At 68.6% G+C, this 24,610-nt stretch carries 28 protein-coding genes; 20 read left to right on the forward strand and 8 right to left on the reverse strand.

Going from position 1 to position 24,610, the window contains the following annotated elements; genetic code table 11:
- Nucleotides 1-198: 198 nt before the first annotated feature.
- Genes KNN16_RS12795 through KNN16_RS12805 form a run of 3 tightly spaced genes read left to right on the forward strand, consistent with a single transcriptional unit; the run spans nucleotide 199 to nucleotide 2,493 of the window.
- Complete coding sequence (locus KNN16_RS12795) at nucleotides 199-702, forward strand: MarR family winged helix-turn-helix transcriptional regulator (RefSeq protein ID WP_303897378.1); 504 nt, start codon at nucleotides 199-201, stop codon at nucleotides 700-702.
- 12 nt (nucleotides 703-714) lie between these two features.
- Entirely contained in the window at nucleotides 715-1,707 is a 993-nt protein-coding gene (locus KNN16_RS12800) for an ATP-binding cassette domain-containing protein (protein ID WP_303897381.1), read from the forward strand.
- 3 nt (nucleotides 1,708-1,710) lie between these two features.
- Nucleotides 1,711-2,493 carry an ABC transporter permease gene (locus KNN16_RS12805; protein WP_299288040.1) on the forward strand — a complete coding sequence of 261 codons (783 nt, stop codon included), beginning with the start codon at nucleotides 1,711-1,713 and terminating at the stop codon, nucleotides 2,491-2,493.
- 72 nt (nucleotides 2,494-2,565) lie between these two features.
- Here KNN16_RS12805 and KNN16_RS12810 read toward each other — a convergent pair whose 3' ends face one another.
- Complete coding sequence (locus KNN16_RS12810; RefSeq protein ID WP_303897383.1) at nucleotides 2,566-3,729, reverse strand: CPBP family intramembrane glutamic endopeptidase; 1,164 nt, start codon at nucleotides 3,727-3,729, stop codon at nucleotides 2,566-2,568.
- Nucleotides 3,730-4,667: 938 nt separating this feature from the next.
- On the opposite strand from KNN16_RS12810, the gene KNN16_RS12815 reads away from it, so the two are divergent.
- The 7 genes from KNN16_RS12815 to KNN16_RS12845 all read left to right on the forward strand — a co-directional run bounded on the left by KNN16_RS12815 (nucleotide 4,668) and on the right by KNN16_RS12845 (nucleotide 9,518).
- Nucleotides 4,668-4,799, forward strand: a complete 132-nt coding sequence (locus KNN16_RS12815; protein WP_303897384.1) for a hypothetical protein — start codon at nucleotides 4,668-4,670, stop codon at nucleotides 4,797-4,799.
- 63 nt (nucleotides 4,800-4,862) lie between these two features.
- Nucleotides 4,863-5,579, forward strand: a complete 717-nt coding sequence (locus KNN16_RS12820; RefSeq protein WP_303897386.1) for a hypothetical protein — start codon at nucleotides 4,863-4,865, stop codon at nucleotides 5,577-5,579.
- A 130-nt stretch (nucleotides 5,580-5,709) separates the two neighbouring features.
- Nucleotides 5,710-6,831 (forward strand): threonine synthase, encoded by a 1,122-nt coding sequence (gene thrC / locus KNN16_RS12825; RefSeq protein ID WP_303897388.1) that lies wholly within the window; start codon nucleotides 5,710-5,712, stop codon nucleotides 6,829-6,831.
- A 42-nt stretch (nucleotides 6,832-6,873) separates the two neighbouring features.
- Complete coding sequence (locus tag KNN16_RS12830) at nucleotides 6,874-7,356, forward strand: pyridoxamine 5'-phosphate oxidase family protein (RefSeq protein ID WP_303897389.1); 483 nt, start codon at nucleotides 6,874-6,876, stop codon at nucleotides 7,354-7,356.
- A 1-nt stretch (nucleotide 7,357) separates the two neighbouring features.
- On the forward strand, nucleotides 7,358-8,716 hold the full coding sequence (locus KNN16_RS12835; protein WP_303897391.1) for a prenyltransferase: 1,359 nt from the start codon (nucleotides 7,358-7,360) through the stop codon (nucleotides 8,714-8,716).
- Between the two features lie 40 nt (nucleotides 8,717-8,756).
- Entirely contained in the window at nucleotides 8,757-9,176 is a 420-nt protein-coding gene (locus tag KNN16_RS12840) for an OsmC family protein (RefSeq protein ID WP_303897393.1), read from the forward strand.
- A 72-nt stretch (nucleotides 9,177-9,248) separates the two neighbouring features.
- Nucleotides 9,249-9,518 (forward strand): type II toxin-antitoxin system Phd/YefM family antitoxin, encoded by a 270-nt coding sequence (locus KNN16_RS12845; RefSeq protein WP_303897396.1) that lies wholly within the window; start codon nucleotides 9,249-9,251, stop codon nucleotides 9,516-9,518.
- Between the two features lie 142 nt (nucleotides 9,519-9,660).
- Here KNN16_RS12845 and moeB read toward each other — a convergent pair whose 3' ends face one another.
- The 6 genes from moeB to KNN16_RS12875 all read right to left on the reverse strand — a co-directional run bounded on the left by moeB (nucleotide 9,661) and on the right by KNN16_RS12875 (nucleotide 13,508).
- Complete coding sequence (gene moeB, locus KNN16_RS12850; protein WP_303897398.1) at nucleotides 9,661-10,818, reverse strand: molybdopterin-synthase adenylyltransferase MoeB; 1,158 nt, start codon at nucleotides 10,816-10,818, stop codon at nucleotides 9,661-9,663.
- Between the two features lie 30 nt (nucleotides 10,819-10,848).
- The gene (locus tag KNN16_RS12855; RefSeq protein ID WP_299287345.1) at nucleotides 10,849-11,265 is read right to left on the reverse strand and encodes a co-chaperone YbbN; all 417 of its coding nucleotides are present in this window, start codon (nucleotides 11,263-11,265) and stop codon (nucleotides 10,849-10,851) included.
- Nucleotides 11,262-11,726 (reverse strand): DUF4395 domain-containing protein, encoded by a 465-nt coding sequence (locus tag KNN16_RS12860; RefSeq protein ID WP_273096195.1) that lies wholly within the window; start codon nucleotides 11,724-11,726, stop codon nucleotides 11,262-11,264. The genes KNN16_RS12855 and KNN16_RS12860 overlap by 4 nt, the downstream gene beginning before the upstream one ends.
- 31 nt (nucleotides 11,727-11,757) lie before the next feature.
- The gene (locus tag KNN16_RS12865; RefSeq protein ID WP_299287351.1) at nucleotides 11,758-12,048 is read right to left on the reverse strand and encodes a MoaD/ThiS family protein; all 291 of its coding nucleotides are present in this window, start codon (nucleotides 12,046-12,048) and stop codon (nucleotides 11,758-11,760) included.
- Nucleotides 12,049-12,123: 75 nt separating this feature from the next.
- Complete coding sequence (locus KNN16_RS12870; protein WP_299287354.1) at nucleotides 12,124-12,555, reverse strand: M67 family metallopeptidase; 432 nt, start codon at nucleotides 12,553-12,555, stop codon at nucleotides 12,124-12,126.
- Complete coding sequence (locus KNN16_RS12875; RefSeq protein ID WP_303897402.1) at nucleotides 12,552-13,508, reverse strand: PLP-dependent cysteine synthase family protein; 957 nt, start codon at nucleotides 13,506-13,508, stop codon at nucleotides 12,552-12,554. Before KNN16_RS12875 ends, KNN16_RS12870 begins: the two co-directional genes overlap by 4 nt.
- 402 nt (nucleotides 13,509-13,910) lie before the next feature.
- Between KNN16_RS12875 and KNN16_RS12880 the strand changes: the two genes are divergently transcribed.
- The 10 genes from KNN16_RS12880 (at nucleotide 13,911) to KNN16_RS12925 (ending at nucleotide 23,957) form a co-directional block, all read left to right on the forward strand.
- On the forward strand, nucleotides 13,911-15,500 hold the full coding sequence (locus tag KNN16_RS12880) for a hypothetical protein (RefSeq protein WP_303897404.1): 1,590 nt from the start codon (nucleotides 13,911-13,913) through the stop codon (nucleotides 15,498-15,500).
- Nucleotides 15,501-15,506: 6 nt separating this feature from the next.
- A complete protein-coding gene (locus KNN16_RS12885) occupies nucleotides 15,507-17,519 on the forward strand; it encodes a hypothetical protein (RefSeq protein ID WP_299287363.1) in 2,013 nt (670 codons plus the stop codon).
- 39 nt (nucleotides 17,520-17,558) lie between these two features.
- Entirely contained in the window at nucleotides 17,559-18,443 is an 885-nt protein-coding gene (locus KNN16_RS12890) for an NAD(P)-dependent oxidoreductase (RefSeq protein ID WP_303897406.1), read from the forward strand.
- A gap of 40 nt (nucleotides 18,444-18,483) precedes the next feature.
- Entirely contained in the window at nucleotides 18,484-19,899 is a 1,416-nt protein-coding gene (locus tag KNN16_RS12895) for a helix-turn-helix domain-containing protein (RefSeq protein WP_299288654.1), read from the forward strand.
- 33 nt (nucleotides 19,900-19,932) lie between these two features.
- A complete protein-coding gene (gene cofC / locus KNN16_RS12900; protein ID WP_303897407.1) occupies nucleotides 19,933-20,541 on the forward strand; it encodes a 2-phospho-L-lactate guanylyltransferase in 609 nt (202 codons plus the stop codon).
- A gap of 121 nt (nucleotides 20,542-20,662) precedes the next feature.
- Entirely contained in the window at nucleotides 20,663-20,983 is a 321-nt protein-coding gene (locus KNN16_RS12905) for a cyclic-di-AMP receptor (protein ID WP_088570449.1), read from the forward strand.
- Between the two features lie 13 nt (nucleotides 20,984-20,996).
- Nucleotides 20,997-21,257, forward strand: a complete 261-nt coding sequence (locus KNN16_RS12910) for a cyclic-di-AMP receptor (RefSeq protein ID WP_088570450.1) — start codon at nucleotides 20,997-20,999, stop codon at nucleotides 21,255-21,257.
- A gap of 18 nt (nucleotides 21,258-21,275) precedes the next feature.
- Entirely contained in the window at nucleotides 21,276-22,280 is a 1,005-nt protein-coding gene (locus KNN16_RS12915) for a trypsin-like serine protease (RefSeq protein ID WP_299288646.1), read from the forward strand.
- A gap of 25 nt (nucleotides 22,281-22,305) precedes the next feature.
- Nucleotides 22,306-23,610 (forward strand): hypothetical protein, encoded by a 1,305-nt coding sequence (locus KNN16_RS12920; protein ID WP_303897409.1) that lies wholly within the window; start codon nucleotides 22,306-22,308, stop codon nucleotides 23,608-23,610.
- A 26-nt stretch (nucleotides 23,611-23,636) separates the two neighbouring features.
- Complete coding sequence (locus KNN16_RS12925; protein ID WP_303897412.1) at nucleotides 23,637-23,957, forward strand: EthD family reductase; 321 nt, start codon at nucleotides 23,637-23,639, stop codon at nucleotides 23,955-23,957.
- 31 nt (nucleotides 23,958-23,988) lie between these two features.
- Here KNN16_RS12925 and KNN16_RS12930 read toward each other — a convergent pair whose 3' ends face one another.
- Entirely contained in the window at nucleotides 23,989-24,585 is a 597-nt protein-coding gene (locus tag KNN16_RS12930) for a transposase (RefSeq protein ID WP_303897414.1), read from the reverse strand.
- Nucleotides 24,586-24,610: the final 25 nt, after the last annotated feature.

Consider the following 24,610-nt stretch of genomic DNA (forward strand, 5'->3'; position numbering starts at 1 on the left):
CACCGCGCCCGCCTTGTCGGTTTTCCATCAGGGCAACAAGGCCGGCGCGGAGGTTGCCCCGGACGGAGGCCTGCGGCTCCATCGGTGACAGGAGCCGAAAAACCGCCCCGGCCGGGTTTTTGACAGGCCGGCCCCTGAGATTTATAATGCGCCTCGCTAACTTTTAGCCAGGGCAACAATCCGAGCAGGAGCCGGCCTGTGGCGACCCGGGGTTCCCTGAGCGAGGGCCAGCTGGCCCGTGTGGTGCTGGAGACCCTGCATCGGGTGATGCGTCAGATCTGGGCGGAGGTGAAAGGGGAGGCCGGGGAGCTCTTCCCGGCCCAGTCCTATCGCATGCTGGGCATGCTGGCCCAGCGGCCCTACACTCTCACGGAGCTGGCCCGCGCCCAGGCCGTCCGCCCCTCCACGGTCTCCCGCGCCATCCGGACCCTCTCCGAGCAAGGTTGGGTGAGGGTGGAGCGGGATCCCTCGGACCGGCGCCGGGTGTGGATCCGGCTGACTCCCCAGGGGCGACGGGCCCTGCGGCGGCTTCAGGCCCGGGCGGCGGCTCGCCTGGGGCGCCGCCTGCGCCCGCTGGGCCCGGAGGAGCGGGCGCTGCTGGCCCAGGCGATGGCCCTGTTGCAGCGGACCCTCGGGCCGGCGGAGCCCTCTCCGCAGCAGGGGCCGCGGGAAGCCCAGCGCGCTCGCCGTCCCATACCGTGAGGAGGTGGAGGAATGAACGCGATCGAGGCGGAGCGTCTCACCCGACGGTTCGGCGATTTCACGGCCGTGCGGGAGGTCTCCTTCGAGGTCCGGGAAGGGGAGCTCTTCGCTTTCCTGGGCCCGAACGGCGCAGGCAAGACCACCACCATCAACATGCTCTGCACCCTGTTGCGGCCCACCGCCGGGACCGCCCGGGTGGGCGGCCACGACATCGTGCGCGAGCCCCATGCCGTGCGCCGGCGCATCGGGCTGGTCTTCCAGGATCCCAGCCTGGACGATCGCCTGACGGCGTGGCAGAACCTGGCGTTCCACGCCATGCTCTACGACGTCCCCCGACGGATCTTCGAGGAGCGGGCGAAGCGTCTGCTGGAGCTGGTGGACCTCCTGGACCACGCCCACCAGGAGGTGCGCACGTTCTCCGGCGGGATGAAGCGCCGGCTGGAGCTGGCCCGCGGCCTGTTGCATCAGCCGAAGGTCCTCTTCCTGGACGAGCCCACCCTGGGGCTGGATCCCCAGACCCGTCGCCACATCTGGGATTACATCCTCCGCCTGCGGGACACCGAGGGAACCACCGTCTTCTTCACCACGCACTATATGGATGAGGCGGAGCGGGCGGATCGCATCGCCATCATCGACCACGGCCGCATCATCGCCCTGGACACCCCTGACAATCTGAAAGCCATGATCGGCGGGGATGTGATCCTGGTGCGGACCAGCGACGACGCCCGGGCGGTGGAGCGCCTGCGGGAGGCCCTGGGGTTGGATCCCCGGCCCACGGCGGAGGGGGTTCTGGTGGAAGCCCCACGGGGCGATCAGCTGATCCCCCGCCTGCTGGGGGTCCTCCAGAACGGCGCAGAGCCTCCGCTGATCGTCCACAGCATCAGCTTGCGCCGGCCGAGCCTGGAGGATGTCTTCATCAAGCTGACCGGACGCGCCATCCGGGACGAGGAGGCCTCGCCCCTGGAGCGGATGCGCCTGAGCCGTCGACTCTGGGGTCGGAGGTGATCCATGGCTTTTCTCAAAACGGTCTACACCATCTGGTATCGGGATCTCCTGCGGTTCCTGCGGGACCGCGCGCGGATCATCAGCTCCCTGGGGCAGCCCTTGCTGTTCCTGATCGTGTTCGGGAACGGTCTCGCCCCCGCCGTAGCCGCGGGAATGGGCGGGGTGGACTTCCGGGCTTTCCTCTTCCCGGGCATCCTGAGCATGGCTGTGCTGTTCACCGCCGTCTTCTCCGCCGTCTCCATTGTCTGGGATCGGGAGTTCGGCTTCCTGAAGGAGGTGCTGGTGGCCCCGGTCTCGCGGACCGCCGTCGCCCTGGGGAAGGTGGCCGGCGGCAGCACCACCGCCCTGATCCAGGGACTGCTGATCATGCTCCTGGCCCCTCTGGTCGGCGTGCGGTTCACCCTCCCCCAGGTTCTCACCCTGGTGGTGATGATGATCTTGGTGGCGGCTACCATGACCTCCTTCGGCATCCTGATCGCCGCCCGCATGCGGTCGATGGAGGGCTTCCATATGATGATGAACTTCCTGCTGATGCCCATGTTCTTCGTCAGCGGGGCTTTCTTCCCCCTGCGCCAGGTGCCGCTCTGGATGGAGTGGCTGGCCCGCGTGGACCCGGTCACCTACGGGGTGGACGCCATGCGCCAGACGGCGCTGCAGGGCCTGGTTCCGGAGCCGATCCTGCGGATGTTGATCCTCCATCCGCTGGAGGTCAACCTGATCGCCCTCATCGCCTTTTGGGCCCTCTTCCTGATCCCCGCGGTGTGGCTGTTCAGCAAGACCGAATAAGCCCATCCGAAAAGGGGGGACGCAGCGATGCTGCGTCTCCCCTCCTACCGCAACGATGAAGGGGCGTCCCATCTACCTCGAGAACAGAAGGCCCCACACCCAGTCCACCAGGGCATGCACCATCGCCGCCGTGGTCACCTTCCCCGTCTGCAAATATGTCCGCCCGTAGAAGAAGCCCGCCACGGTGGCCAGGACGGCGTAAAGCCCCACCTTCGGGGGGTTGTTCAGATGGGCGAGGCCGAAGAGCAGAGAGGATAGCAGCAGGGTGCGCAGCGGCGGCCATCCCAGGGCCCGCTGCAGGTGGACATGCAGCGCGCCCCGGAAGAGGATCTCCTCCGGAAGGGCGATGAAAAGATAGATGGCCAGCAGGCGGAGGAGGGCCTCCGGCAGGCCCGGATGGGTCGACGCCGGGGTCAGGAAGCCGGTGAGCCACCCGAAGGGGAGGGCGAAGGCCGCGAACCCGGCCAGATGGACCAGGATGGCGAGGAGATCCCGCCCCGTCCAGCGGAAGGTCAACCCCAGATCGGGGAAGCGCCCGCTCAGGAGCATCAGCCACAGGAACAGCGGGATGGCCGCGAGGTGGAAATACGAGGGTCCACCGCGCAGCAGGGGCAGCGCCGGGAGGCGGTCGAACTCCACGGCATACCACACAAACAGGATCGCGCCGAAGTAGAGCAGATGGGCCCGCGGGCGGGCCGCGGCGGGCCATCCGAGGATCAGCGGGAGGGGCCAGAGCCCGGCCCCGATCCGAAAGGCCCAGCCCACCGGATCCCCGGGGAGGGGACCGGGGATCAGGATCAGGGCCAGGGTGCCCAGGACCACCAGGGCGGGGATCGGACCCCAGGCGGCCCGGTTGTGGAGGACGAGGGCCACCGGCCAGACCAGGAAGGCCAAACCCCCGAGAAGGGCCCATGGATCCGTAGGAAGCCCGCGCAGGATCTCCAACAGGCCGCCGGCGAACCAGAGCGCGAAGGGAATCCCGTAAACCCGCCGGAGGTCCTCGCCGGCCCAGCGCCGCGCGGCCTCGACGGGCAGGAAGGCGCTCCCCATATAGGCTGCCATCAGCAGTGCGAAGACCGCCAGGGCAGGAAGTCCCTGTCCGGCTCCTTCTTGGGAGAGGGCCTGCCATCCGAAGCCGAGGACTGCCAGGATCCAGATCCCCAGCGCCGGCCACTCCCGGGCCAGGGTCTCCGAAACCCGCGTCACCGGAGGGGTTCCGCTCGATGCCCGCATCATCCGGGCTCTCCGGAAGAGGATCCACGCCGCATGGAAGCGCTCTCCTCGCTCAATCTAATGTCTCCGGATCCTGCGCGCAATCCTCCATCTTCCTGTAGGAAGGCCTTTCGCCCCGAACCTCCGTCTTCGAGGATGCAAGGGTTGCGGCGGAAGCCGCTCCGGCAACTCCCAACCTCCGGTTTTCGATGACGCAAGGGTCGCGGCTGAAGCCGCTCCTACATCGATTGATTTTCCCGCAGGAGGGGCTTTCGCCCCGAACCTCTCGTCTTCGATGACGCAAGGATCGCGGCGAGGGTCGCTCCGACAATGAGGGGAGCCGTCCACGAATCCCATCCACGAATGCGGCCTTCGGAGCCTCCGCTTATCCCTCATTCGTGGACGGCTTTTCTCCATCGCCACAATCGGTCGCGGCGAAAGCCGCTCCGACAACCTCAATCTTTGACAGGAAGGGCTTTCGCCCCGAACCTCCGTCTTCGATGACGCAGGGGTCGCGGCTGAAGCCGCTCCTACAAAAGGCGGTTTTTTGGTAGGAGGGGCTTTAGCCCCGAACTTTCCATCTTCGATGGCGCGGAGGTCATGGCTGCAGGAGAGGCTTTCACCCAGAGCCTCGGTCTTTGATGGCATAAGGGTCGCGGCTGAAGCCGCTCCTACAACAAGCATGTGGATGCCGAAATGAATTTCGGCCTACACATCCTGTAGGAGGGGCTTTCGTCCCGAACCCTTCGTCTTCGAGGCTGCAAGGTCGCGGCGGAATCTGCTCCTGCGCTCCAAACCCCGATTTCCCCACAAGGGAACCCCTGGATGGGCCCGGAGGCCCCACCCTCTATCCAGGTCCGGCCTCAGACAGGGGAGGGTTGCAAGCTCCTTCGGATTGCAATAAAATTTGCTTTGCTCTTTTTTATTCTGCAGATTTGTGAACATTCTGCAGGTGGTGTGGGATGAGGGATTCCGGGGGGTTCGGGTGGATGCGCTGGGGGGTGCCGGCGCTGTTGATCCTGCTGGGGGCGATCCTGCTGGCCCTGATCGGGATCGCGGTTGGGGTGGTGGCGGGCTGGATCCCGTGGGTGTAGTGGGGCGGGGCGCCGGGCGATGGCGGGAGGCTTGCGCCAACTTCTCCGGAAGGGAGGCCGGTGATGTCGGTGCATCAGATCCTTCCCTTTCTCTCCACCGCGGTGATGGCCGCCTTCGTGGCGGCGGTGTTCCGGCGGTATGCAGAGCGGCGTGGGACGCATCTTCTGCTCTGGGGCATCGGGCTGACCATGTTCGGGCTGGGCAGCTTCGCTGAGGCGTATCTGGCCGTGGGCTGGAACCCATGGATCTTCCGGGCCTGGTATCTCTTCGGCGCGGCGCTGAACGCCGCCTGGCTGGGCCAGGGGACGGTTTATCTGCTGGTCCGTCGGCGGGAGGTCGCCCACGCGTTGCTGGCGGTCCTGATCTTAGGGAGCCTCTTCGCCGGATATCTGATGCTGACCACCCCCTTGGATTCTTCCGCTTACACCCCTGCTCGTCCCATCAGCGAGCAGTATCGCGCGATCATGCCTTCGCGGGCGCCGGTTCGCCTGACCACGCCCTTTTTTAACGTCTACGGTCTGATCACCCTGGTGGGGGGTGCGCTCTACTCGGCGTATCTGTTGTGGCGCCGGCAGACGTTCCCCCAGCGGGTGGTCGGGAACATCCTGATCGCCGCAGGCGCCCTCTTGGTGGCGGCGGCGAGCACCCTGACCCGCCTGGGGGCCGGGCAGTATCTGTATCTGGGGGAGCTGCTGGCGGCCACGTTGATGTTCGCCGGCTTCCTCCTGGCCACCCAGCGTCCGGCTGTGTCGACCGCCCTCCAGGAGGCTGGCCGCTGAAAGAGCCCTCTCGAAGATCCCGTCCGCCCTTTGCGGGGGCCATGCGCTGTCCGGAAACCCCGGGGTGCTCGAGTTAAAATGGAGCCACATCCCGGAGGTGGGGAGTGAGGACCTCATGGCGGAAGGATCGATGTGGCGCGGCATCATCCATGCGTATCGCCCGTTTCTGCGCGTGGCCCCGATCGATCCCATCACCCTCCACGAAGGCAACACCCCGCTCGTGCCCGCTCCCCGTCTGGCGCAGGCCATCGGCTTTCCCGGTTCCCTCTATCTGAAATACGAAGGCCTGAACCCCACGGGCTCTTTCAAGGACCGGGGGATGACCACGGCGCTGACCCAGGCGGTGGCGGAGGGCGCTCGGGCGGTGATCTGCGCCAGCACGGGGAACACCGCCGCCTCGGCGGCCGCTTATGCCGCCCGCGCCGGCCTGCGGGCCATCGTCCTGGTCCCGGCTGGGAAGATCGCCCTGGGCAAGCTGGCGGCGGCGATGGCCTACGGCGCGACCGTCCTGGCTGTGGAGGGGAACTTCGATGCGGCGCTGGCGCTGGTCCGGCGCGCCGTGGAGGTCTATCCCATCGCCCTGGTGAACTCCCTGAACCCCTACCGGTTGGAAGGTCAGCAGACCGCTGCCTTCGAGATCTGCGATCAGCTGGGCCGGGCGCCCGACTGGCTGGCGATCCCGGTGGGGAACGCCGGGAACATCACCGCCTACTGGAAGGGGTTTTGCGCTTACCATCAGGCCGGCCGCATCGCCGCCTTGCCGCATCTGCTGGGCGTCCAGGCGGAGGGGGCGGCGCCGCTGGTGCGGGGCCATCCCATCGATCAGCCGGAGACGGTGGCCACGGCGATCCGCATCGGGCGGCCGGCCCGCGGACCTGAGGCGGCGCAGGCCGTCCGGGAGTCCGGCGGGCGGTTCCTCGCGGTCCCGGATGAGGAGATCCTGGAGGCGTGGCGGATGCTGGCGGCCCTGGAGGGCCTTTTCGTGGAGCCGGCCTCAGCCGCCGCGGTGGCCGGGCTGCGCCGGGCGCTGGCCGAGGGGCTGATCCCGCGCCGGGAGGAGCTCCAGGTGGTGGCGGTGCTGACCGGCCACGGCCTGAAGGATCCCGAGATCGCCATGCGGGTCCTCCCGGTGCCCGTCCAGGTCCCGGCGGACTGGGAGGCCTTCCGTCGGACCCTGGAGCCGTTGCTGGAGCGCCCGCCTGAGCCCCGGGCGGAAACCGAAGCGCCCCTCCCTCGCCCGAGCGTTCCCTGAGCCGTTCGTTCCCTCGTTTGATTCCGGTCCGGAGGTGAACGGATGAGCCGCTTGCCGGAAGCGGTGGAAGCCTTGCTGGAGGCCGCCCTGGTGGCGGAGTTCACAGTGCTGGATGGTCGGAACCGTCCCGTGGTCCATCCCATGCTCCCCCTTTACGTCGGGGATGGACGGATCTATCTCACCTCCAGTGTGCTGTTCTCCCGCAAGCTCTTTCACATCCGGCGGAACCCACGGGTGGCTCTGAGCATCACGGACCCCGTGGCGGCGCCGGTGGCGCGCTGGGGGGCGGTGACGATCCAGGGGGAGGCCACGATCGATGACGCGGACCCCCACTCTGGATGGCTGTGGTTGTTGCCGGCCTGGGCGCGGAAGGAGCCGGATATCCCTCGCCTCGTGAAAAACCGGTGGATGCTCCCGCTGTTCTGGGAGCGCGCGGTGATCGCCATCACCCCTCGCCGGATCTTCCACTGGCCCCCCGGTGGGGTGGGGGAGCCGGTTGTTTACGATCTCTCGGAGGGTGGCTGAGATGTCCCAGCCTGCGATGCGCGAGATCCTGGCGGAGGCGCAGCGGCGGACGGCGGAGCATCCCTTCGCCGTCCTGGTTTGGGTGGACGAGGCGGGCTACCCGATGCATCGCCCGGGGCCTTTTGAGGTGGAGGAGGATGGGATCCGGTTGCGGATCTCCGATGAGCCCCTGCCACCGGATGGTGCCCCGGTCGCGGTGATCCTGAGCCGGATCCGGCCGCGGCCTCAGGGAGGCTACGAGGGGCGACGATACTGGACCTTCCACGGTTCTGCACACCGTCGAGCCGATGGCGTGGCCGTGCGGCCCCATCGGGTCTCCGGATGGCGGGAGGATGAGCGGCCGTTCCTGGCGTTGTGCGAGGGGGCAGTGCCGCAAGCGCAGCGCTATTTCGCCTTTCTGAGCCGGATCCACGGCCGTCCGATCCGTCCGCGCCTGCCGCTTGTCGGGCTGCTCCTCCGGGCGACGCGAGCGCCGTTCCTGACGGCCACCGTGATCCCGGTGCTCCTGGGGGCGGCGGTGGCCTTCTACGAGGGGTCCTTCTCGTTGCCCTGGCTGGTCCTCACCCTGGCCGCCGCGGCATTGGTGCACCTGGGGCTCAACGTGTGCAACGACATCTTCGACGCGCTCTCCGGGGCGGACGCGGTCAACCCGAGCCCTACGCCGTTCAGCGGCGGCTCGCGGGTGATCCAATATGGCCTCCTGGGGATCCGGGAGATGGCCCTCCTGTGCGCAGCCCTGTATGGAGGTGGAGCTCTCCTCGGCCTGTTGATGGTGATCTTCCGCGCCGGGGTGCCGCTTCTCGTTCTGGGGGCCTTGGGCCTTCTGCTCAGCATCGCGTATACGGCCCCTCCGCTGCGGCTGGCCTATCGGGGGCTGGGGGAGCTGGCGGTGGCCTTGGGCTTCGGCCCCCTGATGACCATAGGCGCCTATATGGTCCAGACCGGCCGCATCGGGTGGCCCCCCCTGATCGCCTCCGTGCCCGTCGCCCTCCTGATCGCGCTGGTGCTTTATGTCAACGAGGTGCCGGACCGGGCGGGGGATGCGGCGGCTGGGAAGCGCACTTTGGCCGTTCGCCTCTCCGGGCGATGGCGGGCAAGGATCTACGGGATCGGGGTGGCGGCTGCTTATCTCTTTGTCGGGATCGCGGTGATCCTGAGGTGGATGCCCCCCTGGGCCGTCGCGGTCGGAGTGACCCTCCCTATGGCCGTCTCCGTCGGCCGTTCCCTTGCCCGTTTCGCCGAGCAGCCTTACGCCCTGATCCCGGCGATGGCCACACAGATCCGTCTGCATCTTTACGCCGGGCTGTTGCTCACCGCCAGCTATCTGGTGAGCCGATGGCTGGGGCCTGGAGGATCCTGAGCCCGGGCGGGGGCGAACCCAGAGATGAGGTGGAACGCGCATGGCCGAGGTGCAGATCAAGTGGGTGGAGAAGCGCCAGTTTGTGGGGATCGACAGCACGCGGCACAGCGTGGTGATCTCCGGCACCGGGCCGGAGGACGGGGTGGGGATGAAGCCGGCGGAGCTGTTGCTGATCGCCCTGGGGGCGTGCTCCGCCTTCGACGTGTTAGACATCCTGGAGAAGAAACGGCAGAAGGTCACCGGCCTGGAGGTCCGGGTGCACGGCGAGCAGGATCCGGAGCCGCCGTGGGCCTTCCGTCGCATCCACGTGACGTATCGGGTCCGGGGCCGCGGGCTCTCCTCGAAGGCGGTGGAGGACGCAGTGCGCCTTTCGGAGGAGAAATACTGCTCCGTCAGCGCTACGGTCCGCGGGGTGGCCGCGCTCACCCACACCATCGAGCTCGTGGAGGAAGAGGGATGAGGCTCCACATCCCGAAGGCTCTCCCAATGGAAGGTGCGGACCTTCTGAGATCTCCGGCGCGTGAGGTCGGACATGCCCTGCGTTAGCGTGCGCGAACTCAAGGAACAGCTCAGCCGGATCTTGCGGGATGTGCGGGAGGGAGGGGAGGAGTATCTGGTCACATACCGTGGCCGCGTGGTGGCGCGCATCTCGCCCGTTGTGCCACCGGAGCGGCGGGTGGGGATGAAAAAGGTGCGGAAGGTGCTACGCGACCTGGATCGGCTGGCCGCGGAGATCGGCAAAAAGTGGCCAACGGGCGTGTCCGCGGTCGAGGCGGTTCGGGGAGAGCGAAGGGATTTCTGACGGTGTCCCTCTCATCCCCTCCAAGCAGCCGGGGGCCCGGCGATCTTTGCCGGGCCCCCGGCCCTTAGGGGGTGCGCGCTTCCGGAATCCGGGGCGCCGGTGTATGGAGCGGGTTATCGGCCGCCTGGTATTTCCTCCAATTTTAATAGAGGGGCACGTTGGGGTCAACTTCCCGCGACCAGGCGTTGATGCCCCCCCGCAGGTTGCGGACCCGCAGGCCGGCCGCCTGCATGATCCGGGCCGCCTGGGCGCTGCGCGCCCCCGTCTTGCAGTAGACCACGTATTCCCGGGTCGGGTCCAGCCGGTTCAGGTGCGCCGGCAGCTCGCGAAGCGGGATGAGGATGGCCCCCTCCAGGCGGCAGATCTCCCACTCGTGGGGCTCCCGCACGTCCAGCAGCACGATCCCCCGGCCGTCCCGCTCCAGCATGGCCTTGAGCTCCTGCGGGGTGATGTCGAACTCCGTGCGCACCTCATGCTCATGGATGGGCACGCCGCAGAAGGCCTCGTAGTCGATCAGCTCCCGGATGGTGGGGTTCTCCCCGCAGACGGGGCAGGCCGGGTTCTTGCGCAGCTTGAGCTCCCGGAAGCGCATGCTCAGGGCATCGTAAAGCAGCAACCGGCCGATCAGCGGCTCGCCCTGGCCGATGATCAGCTTGATGGCTTCGGTGGCCTGGATGGCTCCGATCACCCCGGGCAGCACGCCGAAGACCCCGCCCTCGGCGCAGGAGGGCACCAGGCCGGGCGGCGGGGGCTCCGGGTAAAGGCAGCGATAGCAGGGCCCCACCCGGGCGTCGAAGACGGTGGCCTGCCCCTCGAACCGGAAGATGCTGCCGTAGACCAGGGGCTTCCCCAGGAACACGCAGGCGTCGTTGACCAGGTAGCGGGTGGGGAAGTTGTCCGTGCCGTCGATGATGATGTCGTAGTCTTTGAGGATCTCCAGGGCGTTGGCGCTGGTCAGCACCGTCTCGTGGGTCTCCACCGTGATGTCCGGGTTGAGGTCCAGCAGACGCGCCTTCGCCGAGGCCAGCTTGGGCTTGCCCACCCAGGAGGTGCCGTGCAGGATCTGGCGCTGCAGGTTGCTCTCGTCGACCACGTCGAAATCCACCAGACCGATTCGCCCCACCCCGGCGGCGGCCAGGTAGAGGGCGGCGGGGGAGCCCAGCCCGCCCGCCCCGATGATGAGGACGCTGGCGGCCTTCAGTTTCTTCTGGCCGGTCAGGCCCACCTCCGGCATCAGGAGATGCCGGCTGTAGCGGCGGATCTCCTCGTTCGTCAGGATGACCTCGTTCACGTTCTGCATCCGAACCTCCCGAAAGGGGAAGGATAACCGTCAGGAAAGCGGGGTGGATCCCTCGAGCTTCCTCTGAAGCTGGAGCCACTGCCGGCGCAGCGTCTCCGCCGTCGCCACCCCGTTGTTGACCGCCCGCACCGTCCCGGAGGCGTCCACCCACATGGTGGTCGGCACTGTCCAGACCCGGTAGCGGGTTGCAGCCTCCGGCTCCGCGGTGACGTCCACCGCTCGCACCCGCACGGCCTCCCGCCACTCCGCCGCAAGGGTCTCGAGGATCGGCGTCTGGATCAGACGGCACGGGCCGCAGGAGGGCGTGTAGAAATACAGGAGGGTCAGCGGACCCTCCAGGTCCTCCGCTCGTGGCCGGGCCAGCCGGCGCTGGGCGCAGGCGATCAGGCACCAGGCCAGCCAGAGGCCCAGCAGCACCCCAAGGGCCATCAGGGCCCGCTCGATCATCCCTCCACCTCCCGACGTTCGATGGGCCGGGCGGTGAAGCCGGGGACGCCCAAGCGGCTCAGCTGGTAATACACGAAACAGCCGGCGCAGAACCCGAAGAAGAGGTTCAGGGCGGCCAGGACGATCACCAGCCAGGCCAGGGCCCAGCCGATTGGGGTGTAGCCCAGGAAAAGAGCCGCCGCCCCCAGGGCCAGGAAGGTCCCGCCCAGCCCCTGGGCGAACCGGTGGGGCTCCGGGTTGTCCGTCAGCACCCGGGGCCGCAGCCACCCCCGCGGCTTCAGAATCCGAAAGTAGATCTGCTGGAACAGGGCGGCCGCGGGGAAGGCGGTTCCCACCAGCATCACGAGGGCCACGAAGGCCACCAGCGCCGGCAGGTTGAACACGAAGGCCAGCAGGTTCAGGGTGATGATGCTGGCCTGATTGAACTTCAACGCCGTGTGATCCACCCGTCGTTCCACCATCTCCCACCTCCATCGGCGATCCGGTGCCGGTTCAGGACCCGGGCGACCTTCCGCCGGCGATGGAGGGCACGATGCTGAGGGTCTGCCCATCCGGGATCGGGGTCTCCTCCCCCTGCAGATAGCGGACGTCCTCATCGCCCAGGTAAAGATTCACGAAGGAGCGCAGGCGCCCCTCTTCGTTGAACAGGTGCCGCTTGAGCTCCGGAAACTGGTCCGTCAGCGCCCGCAGGGCTTCCCCCACCGTGCGGGCCTCCACGGTCACCACTTTCTCCCCGCGGGTGTAGACGCGCAGCGGGGTTGGGATCAGGATCTGCACCGCCATCGGTTTCACCTCCCGACGAAGGATGGAGGATCAGGTCCACCGCTTGCGGCTCCGGCCGCTGCGGCAGGTTTCCGCTCAGCCCGTGACCTCCAGGGGTCGCTCGACGAAGGCGGAGCGATCCTCCTGGAGCTCCCAGACTCGCCAGTCGACGGCCCGGCCGTCCTCCACCGAGACGATCAGGTAGGCATACCAGGGCCAGGCGTGCTCTCGATCGAAGGCGGAGGGCCGGGCCGGGTGATCCGGGTGGGAATGGAAGAACCCGATGATCTCCAGCCCCGCCGCCGCGGCGGCCCGCTCCGCCGCCCGCACCTCCTCCGGCGGGATCAGGAAGCGATGGGTCTGCTCCGCCGGGTTCTCCCAGCGGTTGTCGACCAGCCGCAGGTCCTCCACGACCTTGATCCCGTCGACCTCCCGGCCCAGGAGGATCCCGCAAGCTTCCGCCGGATAGCCCGCTTCGACATGGGCCCGAATCCGGTCCCGCTGTGAGACGGACAGCCGCAACGTCATCGATGACCTCCCGGAGGATCGGCCTCGAACCAGAAGGGCTCGCTGAGATACTTGTATCCGGCGTCCGGGAACAGGGTCACCACCACCCCCTCCCGCAGGCGGGCGGCGACCTTGAGGGCGGCCGCCATCGCCGCCCCGGCGGAGATGCCCACGAACAGGCCCTCCTCCCGGGCCAGCCGCCGCGCCATCGCGTAGGCCTCCTCGGTGGAGACCGTCAGGAGCTCATCCAGGAGCTCCGGGTCGTAAATGCCCGGACGGATCGCGGTTTCCATGTGTTTGAGCCCCTCCAGGCCGTGGAAGGGCCCGTCGGGTTGCACGCCGATCAGGCGGATCTCCGGGTTCTGTTCTTTCAGGTAGCGGCCCACCCCCATCATCGTCCCGCTGGTCCCCAGGCCGGCGACGAAGTGGGTGATCCGCCCCTCCGTCTGAGCCCAGATCTCCGGCCCCGTGGTGCGGTAGTGGGCCTTCCAGTTGGCCGGGTTGTTGTATTGATCGGCGTAGAAATACCGCTCGGGGTCGGCCTCGTAGCGACGGCGGGCCTCCAGGATCGCCCCATCGGTCCCCTCCAGGGGATCCGTGAGGATGAGCTCGGCGCCGTAGGCCCGCAGGATGCGCAGCCGCTCGGGGCTGGCGTTGGCCGGGATGCAAAGGGTGACCGGGTAACCCCGGGCGGCCCCCAGCATCGCGTAGGCGATCCCCATGTTGCCGGAGGTGGCGTCCAGGATGACCTTGCCCGGCCGCAGCCGGCCCTCCCGCTCCGCCGTCAGGATGATCTCCCGCGCCGGGCGATCCTTCACGGATCCCCCCGGGTTATACCATTCCGCCTTGGCGTAGATCTCCACCGGCGCGAGCGGCGCCGTAATGCGCCGGAACCGGATCAGCGGCGTGTGGCCAATGAGCTCGAACAGATCTTTCGCTTCCACCACCCGGGCTCGGGCGATCGTGGGCACCATCGACCCCCCCTTGATCCTGTGGCAAATAAAAAGGACCAACACGATTCGGCGGGCCGGGAACGGGCCAGCGACCTCGACACCCTCAGGGCGCGGGGGCGTTGGCCACCCACCGATCGGTTGGTCCGCGATCAGGCGGGAAAAGGGCTCTCGCGGAGCCCTCATCCCGGGCGGGTGGCGTTAACGCCCCCGCCCAGGACAGATGCAATGCACGGGCTTCATGCCGGTTCGCATTTTGGGTCCACCGGATCAGCGTTTCTTTTACATCTTACGGAGCGCCCTGGTTGTTGTCAAATTTGGGGTGTTGTCGAGGCCTGTCACCGTTGACGGGATAGGCGGGAGAAGCCATCCTAAACCGGCGAGGCCGTTCGGGCGATTCGAAGAGCTGTCGCGAGGAAGCGACATATGGCGCGCATCCGTCGATGGGTCTTCGCCGGGGTTTTGCTGCTGGTCCTCTGGCTGCTCGGGGCCCGGCCTCCCGAAGCCGTCCTCCTTCGTCCGATGGCGGGGACGCCCTCGCCGGCGCTCCCTACTCTCACACCGTCCGCTGTTCCCACCGCCTCGCCTCCGACGCCGGGCTCGCGTTACGGGCTGGCCATCGTGGACTTCCGGCTGCATCCGGACGGACCGCTCTACGCCGGGGATCGGCTCAGCTTCGAGGTGGAGGTCCGGAACGTCGGCCGCGCCTCCCTTGCGGGAGGCCGGGTGGAGATCCGGCGCGGGGGACCGGAGGGCGAGGAGATCCTGGCGGAGGCCGCGTTGCCCGAGCTGGCGCCCGGCGCCTCCCATCGTGTGGCGTGGACCTGGGTCTGGCAGGCCCCCGGGTCAGGGACTTTCCCTCTGATTGGGATCGCCCGGGGCGAGGGCGCGGGCGGCGCGACGGAGGCCCGGTGGGCGCAGCTGGTGACCCTGGGCCCACAAGAGGCGCTCCCGGAGACGGAGCGCCGGGCCCGCTGGGCTCAGGCCCGCAGCCGGTGTTGCACCCACGTCTACCTCACGGGCACGGCGGCGGAGGCGGACCTCGCGCGGTTGATGGCGTGGGCAGATGAGGCGGAGGCGACGGTGCGGGCTCGCATGGGCCTTTCCACCCCGCTTCCCATCTACGTGGTCTGGATCCCCCGCCTCCTGGGACACGGCGGGTTCGCTGTGGGAGATAGCTTGATCCTGACCTACCCGGTGGCGGATCGCCTGCCGGTGGATCTCCCCACCATCCTGCGTCACGAAATGGTCCACCGGATGACATGCGCGTGGATCGGCCGCGAGGACTGTGTGGGGCATCTCCCGGCGCTGATCACGGAGGGGCTGGCGGTCTTCATCGCCGGGGGGCATTACCGTCCGGAGCCGCTGACCCAACGGGCCGCAGCCCTTCTCCGGATGGGCGGCTGGATCCCGCTGGAGGAGCTGGTCGAGGACTTTTATGCCCATCCTCACGAGATCGGTTACCTGGAAGCGGGCGCCTTCGTGGAGGAGCTGGTCCGGAAGGGCGGATGGCCCCGCTTCCTGGACTTCCTCCGATCCCTGGAACGCCGGCCCGGGGAGTCCGATCGAACCGTCCTTGACCGGGCCCTCCGGGATGTCTATCATCAAGATATCCGGGGGATCGAATCCCGCTGGCGGGAGGCCCTGGAGCGACTGTCGCCGGATCCGGAGCAGGCGGCAGACCTGCGATTCGTGTGGACCTTCTTCGAGGCCTTGCGAGCCTACCAGCGAACCTACGATCCCTCGGCGTATTTCCTGAAGGCGTGGCTGCCGGACTGGCGTCAGGCGGTCCGCGAGGGGATCGTGGCGGATTTCATGCGGGCGCCGGATTCCCCGGAAGGGAGGCGGGCGTGGCAGGACCTGCAGGCGGCGCGGGCGCAGGCGGCCCGCGGCGATATCGCGGCGGCGCTCGCTGCCCTCCAGGCGCTCTGCCGGGCCCTGGGTTGCTCCGACGTTGCCGAGCCCGTTCCGGAGCGTCCGGGCCTTCCGGTCCCAGACGGACGGGCGAAAGGGTAGAAGGCGATGCGCGCGGCGTATGGGGGCTGGTATAGAGGCGCCCCGCTCTCCGGCCTGGTGCTCGCGCTGCCGCCGCGCGGCCGCGGGCGGCGGGAACCGCTCTACGCTGTCCTGACCGTGCACGGGGATCCGGGGACGCTCCCCTTCGAAGAGATCGCCCGGTGTTTGCGGGACGCCTTCGATCGGCAGGCCGGCAGCCTGACCGGCGCGCTCCGGGAGGCCGTGCTGGCTTTCCATCGCTGGCTTCTGGAGCAAAACCGGAACGCGCCGCCCGGGGAGCGCTGGGAGGTCGGCCTGACCCTCCTGGCGTTGCGGGAGGAGACGGCCTTCCTGGTGCAGGCCGGCCCGGCCTGGGCGGCCCATGTGACCCGGGAGGGCGTTCGTGTGTTCGCCCCGGAAGGGGAGCCGCCGGCCACCCTGGGAGCCGCCCGGGCGGTCTCGCTCCATTATGGGATGGCCTCCCTTCGCCCGGAGGATCGTTTGATCGTGACGGATGGGGTCACGGGCCCTCTGCTGGACCCCGGGGCGTTGATCCCCCTCACGCGCATTCAGAACCTGCCTCTGATCCTGGAGGCCATCGAGGCTCAGGTGGCCCGCACGGTGGAGCATCCGGTGGCCTTCCTGATCATGGCAGGGGAGCCCGGCCGGGCCGCCGCCGTTTCCCGGCCTCGTCCTCCAGAGCCGGCCCCGGTGGCTTCGACGCCCGCTTCCCCTGCGCTTCCTCCGACGGTTCAGACCGCTCGAGGCGGGCGCTGGAGGCTCCCGCGACCGCCGGGCATCCGGTTGCCCTTTTCTGTTCCCCGGGTTCGGTGGCGGGGATGGCCGCGGGTCTCGCTCCCGGCTTCCCCGGGATGGGTGCGGACGCTGGCGATGGCCCTCCCCTGGCTGCTCCTTCTCCTCACACTGGGGGTTTACATTCACCAGCGGAGCATCCTGATCGCCAGCCGGTTGCTGGCCCAGGCGCGGGCCGAGGCGGAGCGGGGGGCGCAGGCTCAGGCGCCCGGAGAGGCGCGCCGGCACTGGGAGGCCGCCCGGGATCTCGCGCAGGCCGCTCAGGGATATGCTTCGCTGCCGGAGGCGGCGGCGCTGCAGGCTACCGCTCAGGCGCGGCTGGATCAGCTGGATCAGGCGGTGCAACCCCTCCATCCAACCCACCTCGTCACCCTTCCCTCCGGCCGTCTGCGCCGGATGATCCTGCGGGACGTGGAGCTTTACCTGCTGGATCGGGAGGGGCGTTGCCGGGCGGAGGCTCCCCATCGCGGCGGGTGCGTGCTCTGGCTGGGCTACGATGAGATCCATCGGGGGCTGCTGAACGAATCCCCGCGGGAGCTGCTGTGGAGCGGGATGATCCTCCAGGGCTATCCCGTGAAGGACCTGCTCGACCTGGCCTGGGTGGAGGCGGCGGGGGAGCGCACGGCCGGCGGGCTGATCGTCCTCCACGCCCAGGGCCTGGCGGAGAGCCGGAACCAGAGCCCGCGCTGGGTGGCCAGCCGCCTGACCCCGCCGGCGGATGGGTTGTTGCGCGCCTATCAGGGCAACCTCTACGTGCTGGATCGCGGGAACGGTCAGATCTGGCGGCTGCGTCCGGCAGGGGAGGATTACTCCCGGGAGCCCGAGCCGTATCTGTCATCGCCCCGCTCAGACCTGAGCGAAGCGGTGGATTTCCTGGTTTACCAGAACGTCTACGTCCTGTATCGGGACGGGCGGATGCGGATGTTCGTGAGGGGGCAAGAGGACGAAGGGTTCCCGCTGCGGGAGCGGCCTTCCCCGGCGCTGCCGAGCCCGGTGCGCCAGCCGATCGGTCTGCTGATGGATGCCACGGCCCCGCGCCCATGGCTTTACATCCTGGAGCCGGATCGCCTGATCCAGCTCGGCCTGCGGGGCGATTTCGTCCGACAGATTCGGGGGGAGAAACTGCAGGATGTGATCGCCGCTGCCGTCGACGAGCGGCGGCACCGGCTCTTCTTCCTGCGCGGCGATGGGTCCCTGTGGGTGGCGGATCTCCCGCCGGTGGAGTAAGCGCTCGGATGCCGTTGATCGCTGGACGGAGGTGAACCGATGCGGTCGTTGGGGTTCATCGGTCTGGGGCGCATGGGAACTCCCATGGCGCGTCGTCTGCTTCAAGCCGGGCACCGGCTCACGGTTCACAACCGCACCCGGTCGAAGGCGGAGGCGCTGGTGGCCGAGGGAGCGCAGTGGGCGGATTCCCCTCGTGCGGTCGCGCAGGCCAGCGAGGTGGTTTTCATGATGTTGGCGGATTCCCAGGCCAGCGAGGCCGTGCTGACGGGACCGGAGGGGGTGCTGGCGGGTGCCCGGGAGGGACTGATCGTGGTGGATATGAGCACCATCGCGCCTGCGGTTTCCCGGCGCCTCGCTGAGCAAGCGGCGCGTCAAGGGGTGACGATGCTGGACGCGCCGGTATCCGGCAGCGTGGGCCCGGCGACGGAGGGAACGCTCACGATCTTCGTGGGAGGGCCTCGGGAAGCCTTCGAGGCGGTCCGGGATCTGCTCGGGATCCTGGGGCGGGATATCCATTACGTGGGGGAGAACGGGATGGGGTGCGCAGTGAAGCTGGCCGTGAACCTCATCCTCGGCGTCTCGATCCAGGCGCTGGGGGAGGCCTTCGCCCTGGGGGCCCGGGCAGGGATCCCGCCGGCCCGGTTGTGGGAGATCCTGTCGGATCTGGCGGTGATCTCTCCATCGCTTCGCAACAAGGGTGGGAAGATCGTCCAGGGGGATTTCGCGCCCTCTTTCGCCCTCCGGCTGATGGAGAAAGACCTGGGCCTGATCGTCGAGTTCGGCCGCCAGGTGGGTGCCTCGACGCCTCTGGCCGCCGTCGCCCAGCAGACGTTCCTGGCGGCCCGGGAGCACGGATGGGCGGAGGCGGATTACTCCGCCATCGCGGCATGGTTGCTGGATCAGCGGCCGCTGAATGCGGGATGATCCGTCGCCTCCGAATCCTGGCCGGGAAGGCAGGTCGGAGATGTGGGAGTCGGATCCACAAGCCCGATGGATCTCGCCGGAGGAGGCCGGGCTGACCGAGCGGGAGCAGGAGATCCTCCGCCTGGTGGCGCAGGGCCTGGCCAACAAGGAGATCGCTTACCGGCTCGGCATCAGCCAGAACACGGTGAAGGTCCACCTCCGGAACATCTTCTCCAAGACCAACCTCCAGTCCCGGACCGAGGCGGCGATGTATGCGGTCCGCTTCGGCCTGGCCGACATCCGCCCCTCGCTTCCGGAGGCGGTGGAGGCTCCCGCAAGCGCCCTCCCCGAGGCGCTTTCCTCCGGGGAGGCCGTCGCCGGGCCGGAGGAGCCCGCAACGCTCCCGGAGCCGATCCCGGCGGAGCCGGCGGGATCGGCCTTCGTGGTTTTCCCGCTCTGGAAGGCGGCGGTGCTGATGGTCGGGATGATCATGGGGATCCTCTGGGCGCTGACGCCCATCCCGGCCCGGACGGAGGCCCCGGCGGTGAGCTTCGCAGGGGATCAGCCGGGCCAGGGGGTGGAGCGCGCCGGGACCCTCCCCCGCTGGAAGCTGGTGAGCCAGATGCCGGCCCCCCGGGCGCGCTTCGCCCTGGTCCGATGGGGAGAGGAGCTGATCGCCATCGCCGGGGAGGCGCCTGAGGGGATCACGGATCGGGTGGAGCGCTTCGATCTCCGACAGGAGGTATGGCGCCGCGGAGCTCCCAAGCCTCATCCGGTGGCGGCCGTCGCGGCGGGGGTGATCGGGGGGCGCGTTTATGTGCCGGGCGGGGTGAATCCCCAGGGTCAGCCCATCGATCGACTGGAGATCTACGATCCCGCATCGGATCGATGGTCGGAGGGACCGGCGCTCCCCTCCCCGCTGGCGGCATATGCGCTGGCCGTGGCGGAGGATCGCCTTTACCTGTTCGGAGGATGGGACGGCCGTCGCCTGCGCGGAGAGGTGTGGATGCTGGATCCCGGCCGCGGCCTCTGGCAACCCCGCGCGCCGATGCCCACGCCCCGCGCCTTCGCCGCCGCGGCAGCCCTCGGCGATGCGATCTATGTGGTGGGCGGTTACGATGGGCAGCGGGAGCTGGCTGTCTGCGAACGCTATCGGGTGGAGGCCGACCGCTGGGAGCCGTGCCCGCCGTTGAACGTGGGGCGGGGCGGGCTGGCGCTGGCGGCCAGCGACGGATACCTCTTCGCCCTTGGAGGCGGATGGCGGATCCCCCTGGCATTCAACGAGCGCTATCAGCCCGGCGAGACCGGATGGGTGCCTCTGGAAACCCCCATCGTGGGGACATGGCGGAACCTGGCTGCCGTCGCCGCCGACGGGGCGATCTGGATCCTGGGGGGCTGGAGCGGGGAGCTGCGGGCCGGGCTCTGGCGCTTCACTCCTTTCCCCTTCCGGCTCTTCCTGCCGGCCACGCAACGCTGAGGGCTGAGTTTCGATTCCGGATCGAGATCCTCGATGTCCATCTGGCTGCTCATCCCGATCAAGCGCCTGGAGCGCTCCAAGTCGCGGATGGCCTCCGCTCTCCCTCCCTCCGCGCGGCAGCGCCTGGCCTGGCGTCTGGCGCGACGGACCCTGCGGGTGGTCGCCCGCGTGCCGGAGGCGCATCCGCTGGTGATCAGCGCGGACCTGCGGGTGCTGGCCCTGGCGCGCGGCCTGGGGCTGGATACGTATTTCGATGTCTGGGAGGATCTCAACCGGGCCCTCACGGCCGCCCGCCGCTACGCGGTCCGTCACGGCGCGGAGGCCATCGGCGTGCTCCCGGTGGATCTGCCCGGGCTGACGGTGGAGGCCGTCCGCGACCTGCTCCGGGCCGGGTTCTCCGATCGCGGTTTGGTTCTGGTCCCGGATCGCTGGGGGCAGGGGACCAACGCCCTGCTGGTTCGCCCGCCGGAGGCGATCCCCTTTCGGTTCGGGCCGGGGAGCCTGGAGGCCTTCCGGGCGCAGGCGGAGGCCATCGGCCTCCCGGTGCGCATCCTTCCCCATGAGGTCCTGGCTTACGATCTCGACACCCCCGCGGACTGGACGGCGTGGCGCGCCCGACAGGCGATCCGGAAGGCGGACTGAAATCGGTCGTCCGACGCGGAGGGGATCCGACCAGCGGGGCCCGGCTCTCCGTCTCCGGGCGGACGGGGGGATCCTGCAGGTTGTGCTACAATGGCTGCAACCGTGCGCGGGAGCGGGCCGGATGAAACTGATCCTCGCCATCATCCAGGACGAAGACGCCCCTTCCACCGTCCAGGCCCTGGTGGAGCGCGGCTACCGGGTGACCCGCATCGCCTCGACAGGGGGCTTTCTGCGCCAGGGGAACACCACCCTGCTCATCGGGGTGGAGGATCCCCGGGTGGAGGAGGTGGTGGAGATCTTCCGGCGGTGCTGCCGGACCCGCACGGCCTACCTGCCGGTGGCGGTGGAGGCCACGGGGCTGCTCCAGGCCCACATGATTGAGGTGGAGATCGGGGGCGCCACGCTCTTCGTCCTGGACGTCGAGCGCTTTGAGTCCCTCTGAGGGGGGAAGGGGCGTGAAGCTGATCCTGGCGGTGCTGCCGGAGCGGGCCGCGACCCTGGCCTCCGATCGGCTGGTGGCCCAGGGGTATCGGGTGACCCGCCTGGCCTCCACGGGCGGTTTCCTGCGTCGGGGCAACGTCACCCTGCTCATCGGCGCGGAGGAGCATCAGGTGGAGACGGCCTTGCGCCTCCTGCGGGAGGCCCGACAGCAGGCCCGCGGGGAGCCGGGAGGGATCGCCATCGTGCTGAACGTCTCCGGCTTCGAACGATTTTAGCCGTCCAGGAGCGCGCCCATGGGAACCGAATGGCGGTCGCTGGCGCAGGTGAAAGCTTCCCATCTCCCCCGATTGCTGACCCGTCGCCACGTCGTCGGGGTGGGGATCGGCTATAAAGTGAAGGGCGGACAGACCCTCGATGTCCTCAGCGTGGTGGTCTCGGTGGAGCGGAAGGTCCCCGCGGCCCAGCTGGCCCCCTCGGACCTGATCCCCCCGACGCTGGATGGGTTCCCCACCGATGTGGTGGAGACAGGGCGGTTCCGGGCCTTCCAGGATCCGACCCGCCGCTACCGCCCGGCCCCGCCCGGCGTCTCCATCGGCCATCCCCTGGTCACCGCTGGGACCTTCGGCTGCGTCGTGCGGCGAGGGAGCGAGGTCTTCATCCTGAGCAACAACCACGTGCTGGCGGCCACCAACCGTGGGCGGCCCGGAGATCGGATCCGGCAGCCCGGCCCGGTGGATGGAGGGACGGTGGCGGACGAGATCGCCGAGCTGGTGGAATTCGTCCCCATCCGGTTCGGGGATGAACCGGCCACCTGCCCGTGGGCGGAGTGGTTCGTGCGATGGCTGAACGAGTTGTTGCGCTGGATCGGCTCCTCCCATCGCTTACAGGCCGTGCGGACCGCGGCGGCCTTCAACGAGGTGGACGCGGCCATCGCCCGTCCGCTGAACCCGAACGACATCACCCCGGCCATCCTGCAAATCGGGATCCCGAAAGGCGTGGCGGATCCCACGCTGGGCATGGAGGTGCAGAAGTTCGGGCGGACGACCCGCTACACCCGCGGGCGGATCCTCCAGGTGGACGTCACCGCCAATGTGGATTACGACGGGCGCATCGCGACGTTCCAGGGCCAGGTCATGGCGGGGGCGATGAGCGCCCCCGGGGACTCCGGGTCCGCCATCCTGGACATGAACGGTCGCCTGGTGGGGTTGCTGTTTGCGGGCTCCGAGACCACGACCCTGATCCACCCCATCGGGCGGGTCCTCCAGGCCCTGCGGGTGGAGGCGGTGGTGGAAGGCTGAGGAGGTTTCAGGAGGCGCATCGGCGATGGACGGCTTCGCGTGGGGGTGGCCTCTGGGGATCATGGGGGTGCTGTGGGCCGGGATGAGCGAGGAGGAGGCCCGCCGGGCGCTGGTGCGAGGGCTCTCCGCCGGGGTGGCGGCGTGGCTGATGTGGGCTCTGGTGGGCTTCGGCTTCGCCTACGGGGGCCTCGGCCTGTGGGTGGAGGAGCCGGGGTTCGCGGCGCTGCGTCGGGTTTACACCCTGGGGGCGGACCCCCAACCCCTCTGGAGCCTGATGGGGCTCAGCGGGTTTCTCTTCCGGGGCGTGGAGGGATCGCCCCAGGCCGCGACCCTATGGGGCCACGCCGCCCTGGCCGTGCTCTCCGCCGCCCTCCTGCTGGGGATGGGCATGGAGGGTTTCTCTCCGCTCATCGCCGCGGCGGCGGGGGCCTGGCTGGGAGGCTTCCTGTTGCCGCTGGGCATCCACTGGGTGTGGGGGAACGGATGGCTCAGCCGCCTGGGGCTCACCCTGAGCCTGGGTCACGGAGTGGTGGATCCGGCGGGGTCCGGTGTGCTGTTCGCCCTCGCCGGCGGGGCGCTCCTCGGGCTGCTTCTCCCCTGGGGCCGGCGGACTCCGCAGCCGGAGCACGCTTTCCCCCCGGTGCACCTCCCGTTGCTGGGCGGGTGGGGGAGCTGGTTGCTCGGTGGAGGCTGGCTGGCCTGGCTGCGCGCGGATCCCCTGGCAGCGGCCCATCCGGCTCTGGAAAGCTCCCTGCTGGCCCGGAACGCCATGCTGGGGGCGATGGGCGCGGCCCTCGGGGCTGGGGTCTACACCGCCTTCGTCGCCCGGGAGGTGGACCTCCTGATGCTGATCCGGGCCATCGCCGTGGGGTGGATCGCCGGGATGGCCGCAGCGCCTTTCACCGGTCCCTGGCAGGCGATGGGCTGGGGGATCCTGGTGGGCCTGGCCACGCCCGGGATGATCTACGCCCTGCGCCGCGGGGGGATGGCCGTCCAGAGCCTGGCGCTGCTCTATGGGGCAGCGGGGGTCCTGGGGGTGCTGGCGGTGGGGATTCTGGCCGATGGCCGGGCCGGAGTCGGCTGGAACGAGGTGGGGAAATCGGCCTTCATGGGGCATCCGGGGCTGGGCGTGGTGGGGGTTCCCGGCTGGGGGCAGCCGGCGGATCCGGGCCAGCTCACCGCCCAGGCCGTCGGGGCCCTCGTGCTGGTCCTGTGGGGGTTCCTCGGCATGGGCGGCCCCGCGGCGCTGCTGCGCTGGGGATGGCAGCGGTGGGCCCGGCATCGAGGCCCGCTTCCGGCCTCCGGGGAGACCTCCGAAAACCGGGGATGAGCCGCTCGGCGGTCGGGGGCTTCCCAATGGTCAAGGTGATCACCCTCTACCGTGTGCCTGGGGATCCGGAGGCGTTTGAGCGCTGGTATGTGCAGCATCTGGCGCGGATCGAGCGCATCCCGCATCTGCGGCGGGTGGAGGTCTCCCGCATCTGGGGGACGCCGGCGGGGGCCTCTCCCTTCCATCTGATGGTGGAGCTATATTTCGAGGACCGGGCGGCCCTGGAGGCCGCCCTGCGCTCCCCGGAGGCTGCTGAGGCGTCCGCCGATCTGGCGCGGGCCATGGCCGGCCAGGTGCTGGTGATGTTCGCGGACGCTTTCGAGGAGGAACGACCGGCGGCGGGATGAGAGGTATTTGTAAATCGAAATTTATTTCGATCTACCACGCAACAAACGAGAATTTCCAATCTTCCCAGTTTTCTACCAGCCCGGCTTTGACAGGATTGTTCAAAATATAAGCGACAATTCGTTCGTATTCTTGCTGATTGCGAACGATATGATCATAACTTTCGTGGTGCCAGAAAGGACCGCTACGTCCTAGGGCCAGGTTACAACGTCGGGCGGTGCGCCCTTTGAGTCGCTTAAGGGTATCGGCAAGCGGATAGGGTGCTGTTGGACCGCGATGATGGATTTCGATTTCGTATCCAGTGGTATCTATCACCAAATGGACATGATTGGGCATCAAGCAGTAAGCAAGAAGACGATAACGCTCACCATCCATGGAATGAAGTTCATCTGCCACAACTTGGGCAATCTTCTCCTCTGTTAGCCAGCGAGGACTTCCGGCGAGGCAACGATCGAGCCAAGCATCAAAATGACTGAAGTATTTTTTGCTGAGCTTATAGAGCTTTTCGGTCTGCTCCCGGCCTTGAAGTTGAGAGAGAATGCGGGCTCGTTCGCGTTCACGCCACGCCTGAAGCTCTCGGATCACCTCTCGCGGCAGGGAGTTCGTCAGCCGAAAGGTGATGAAATACATCGCTCCACTCAGTATCCAATGTGGC

The sequence above is a fragment of the Thermoflexus hugenholtzii genome, from assembly GCF_018771565.1.
In the GTDB taxonomy this organism is placed as follows: Bacteria; Chloroflexota; Anaerolineae; order Thermoflexales; family Thermoflexaceae; genus Thermoflexus; species Thermoflexus hugenholtzii_A.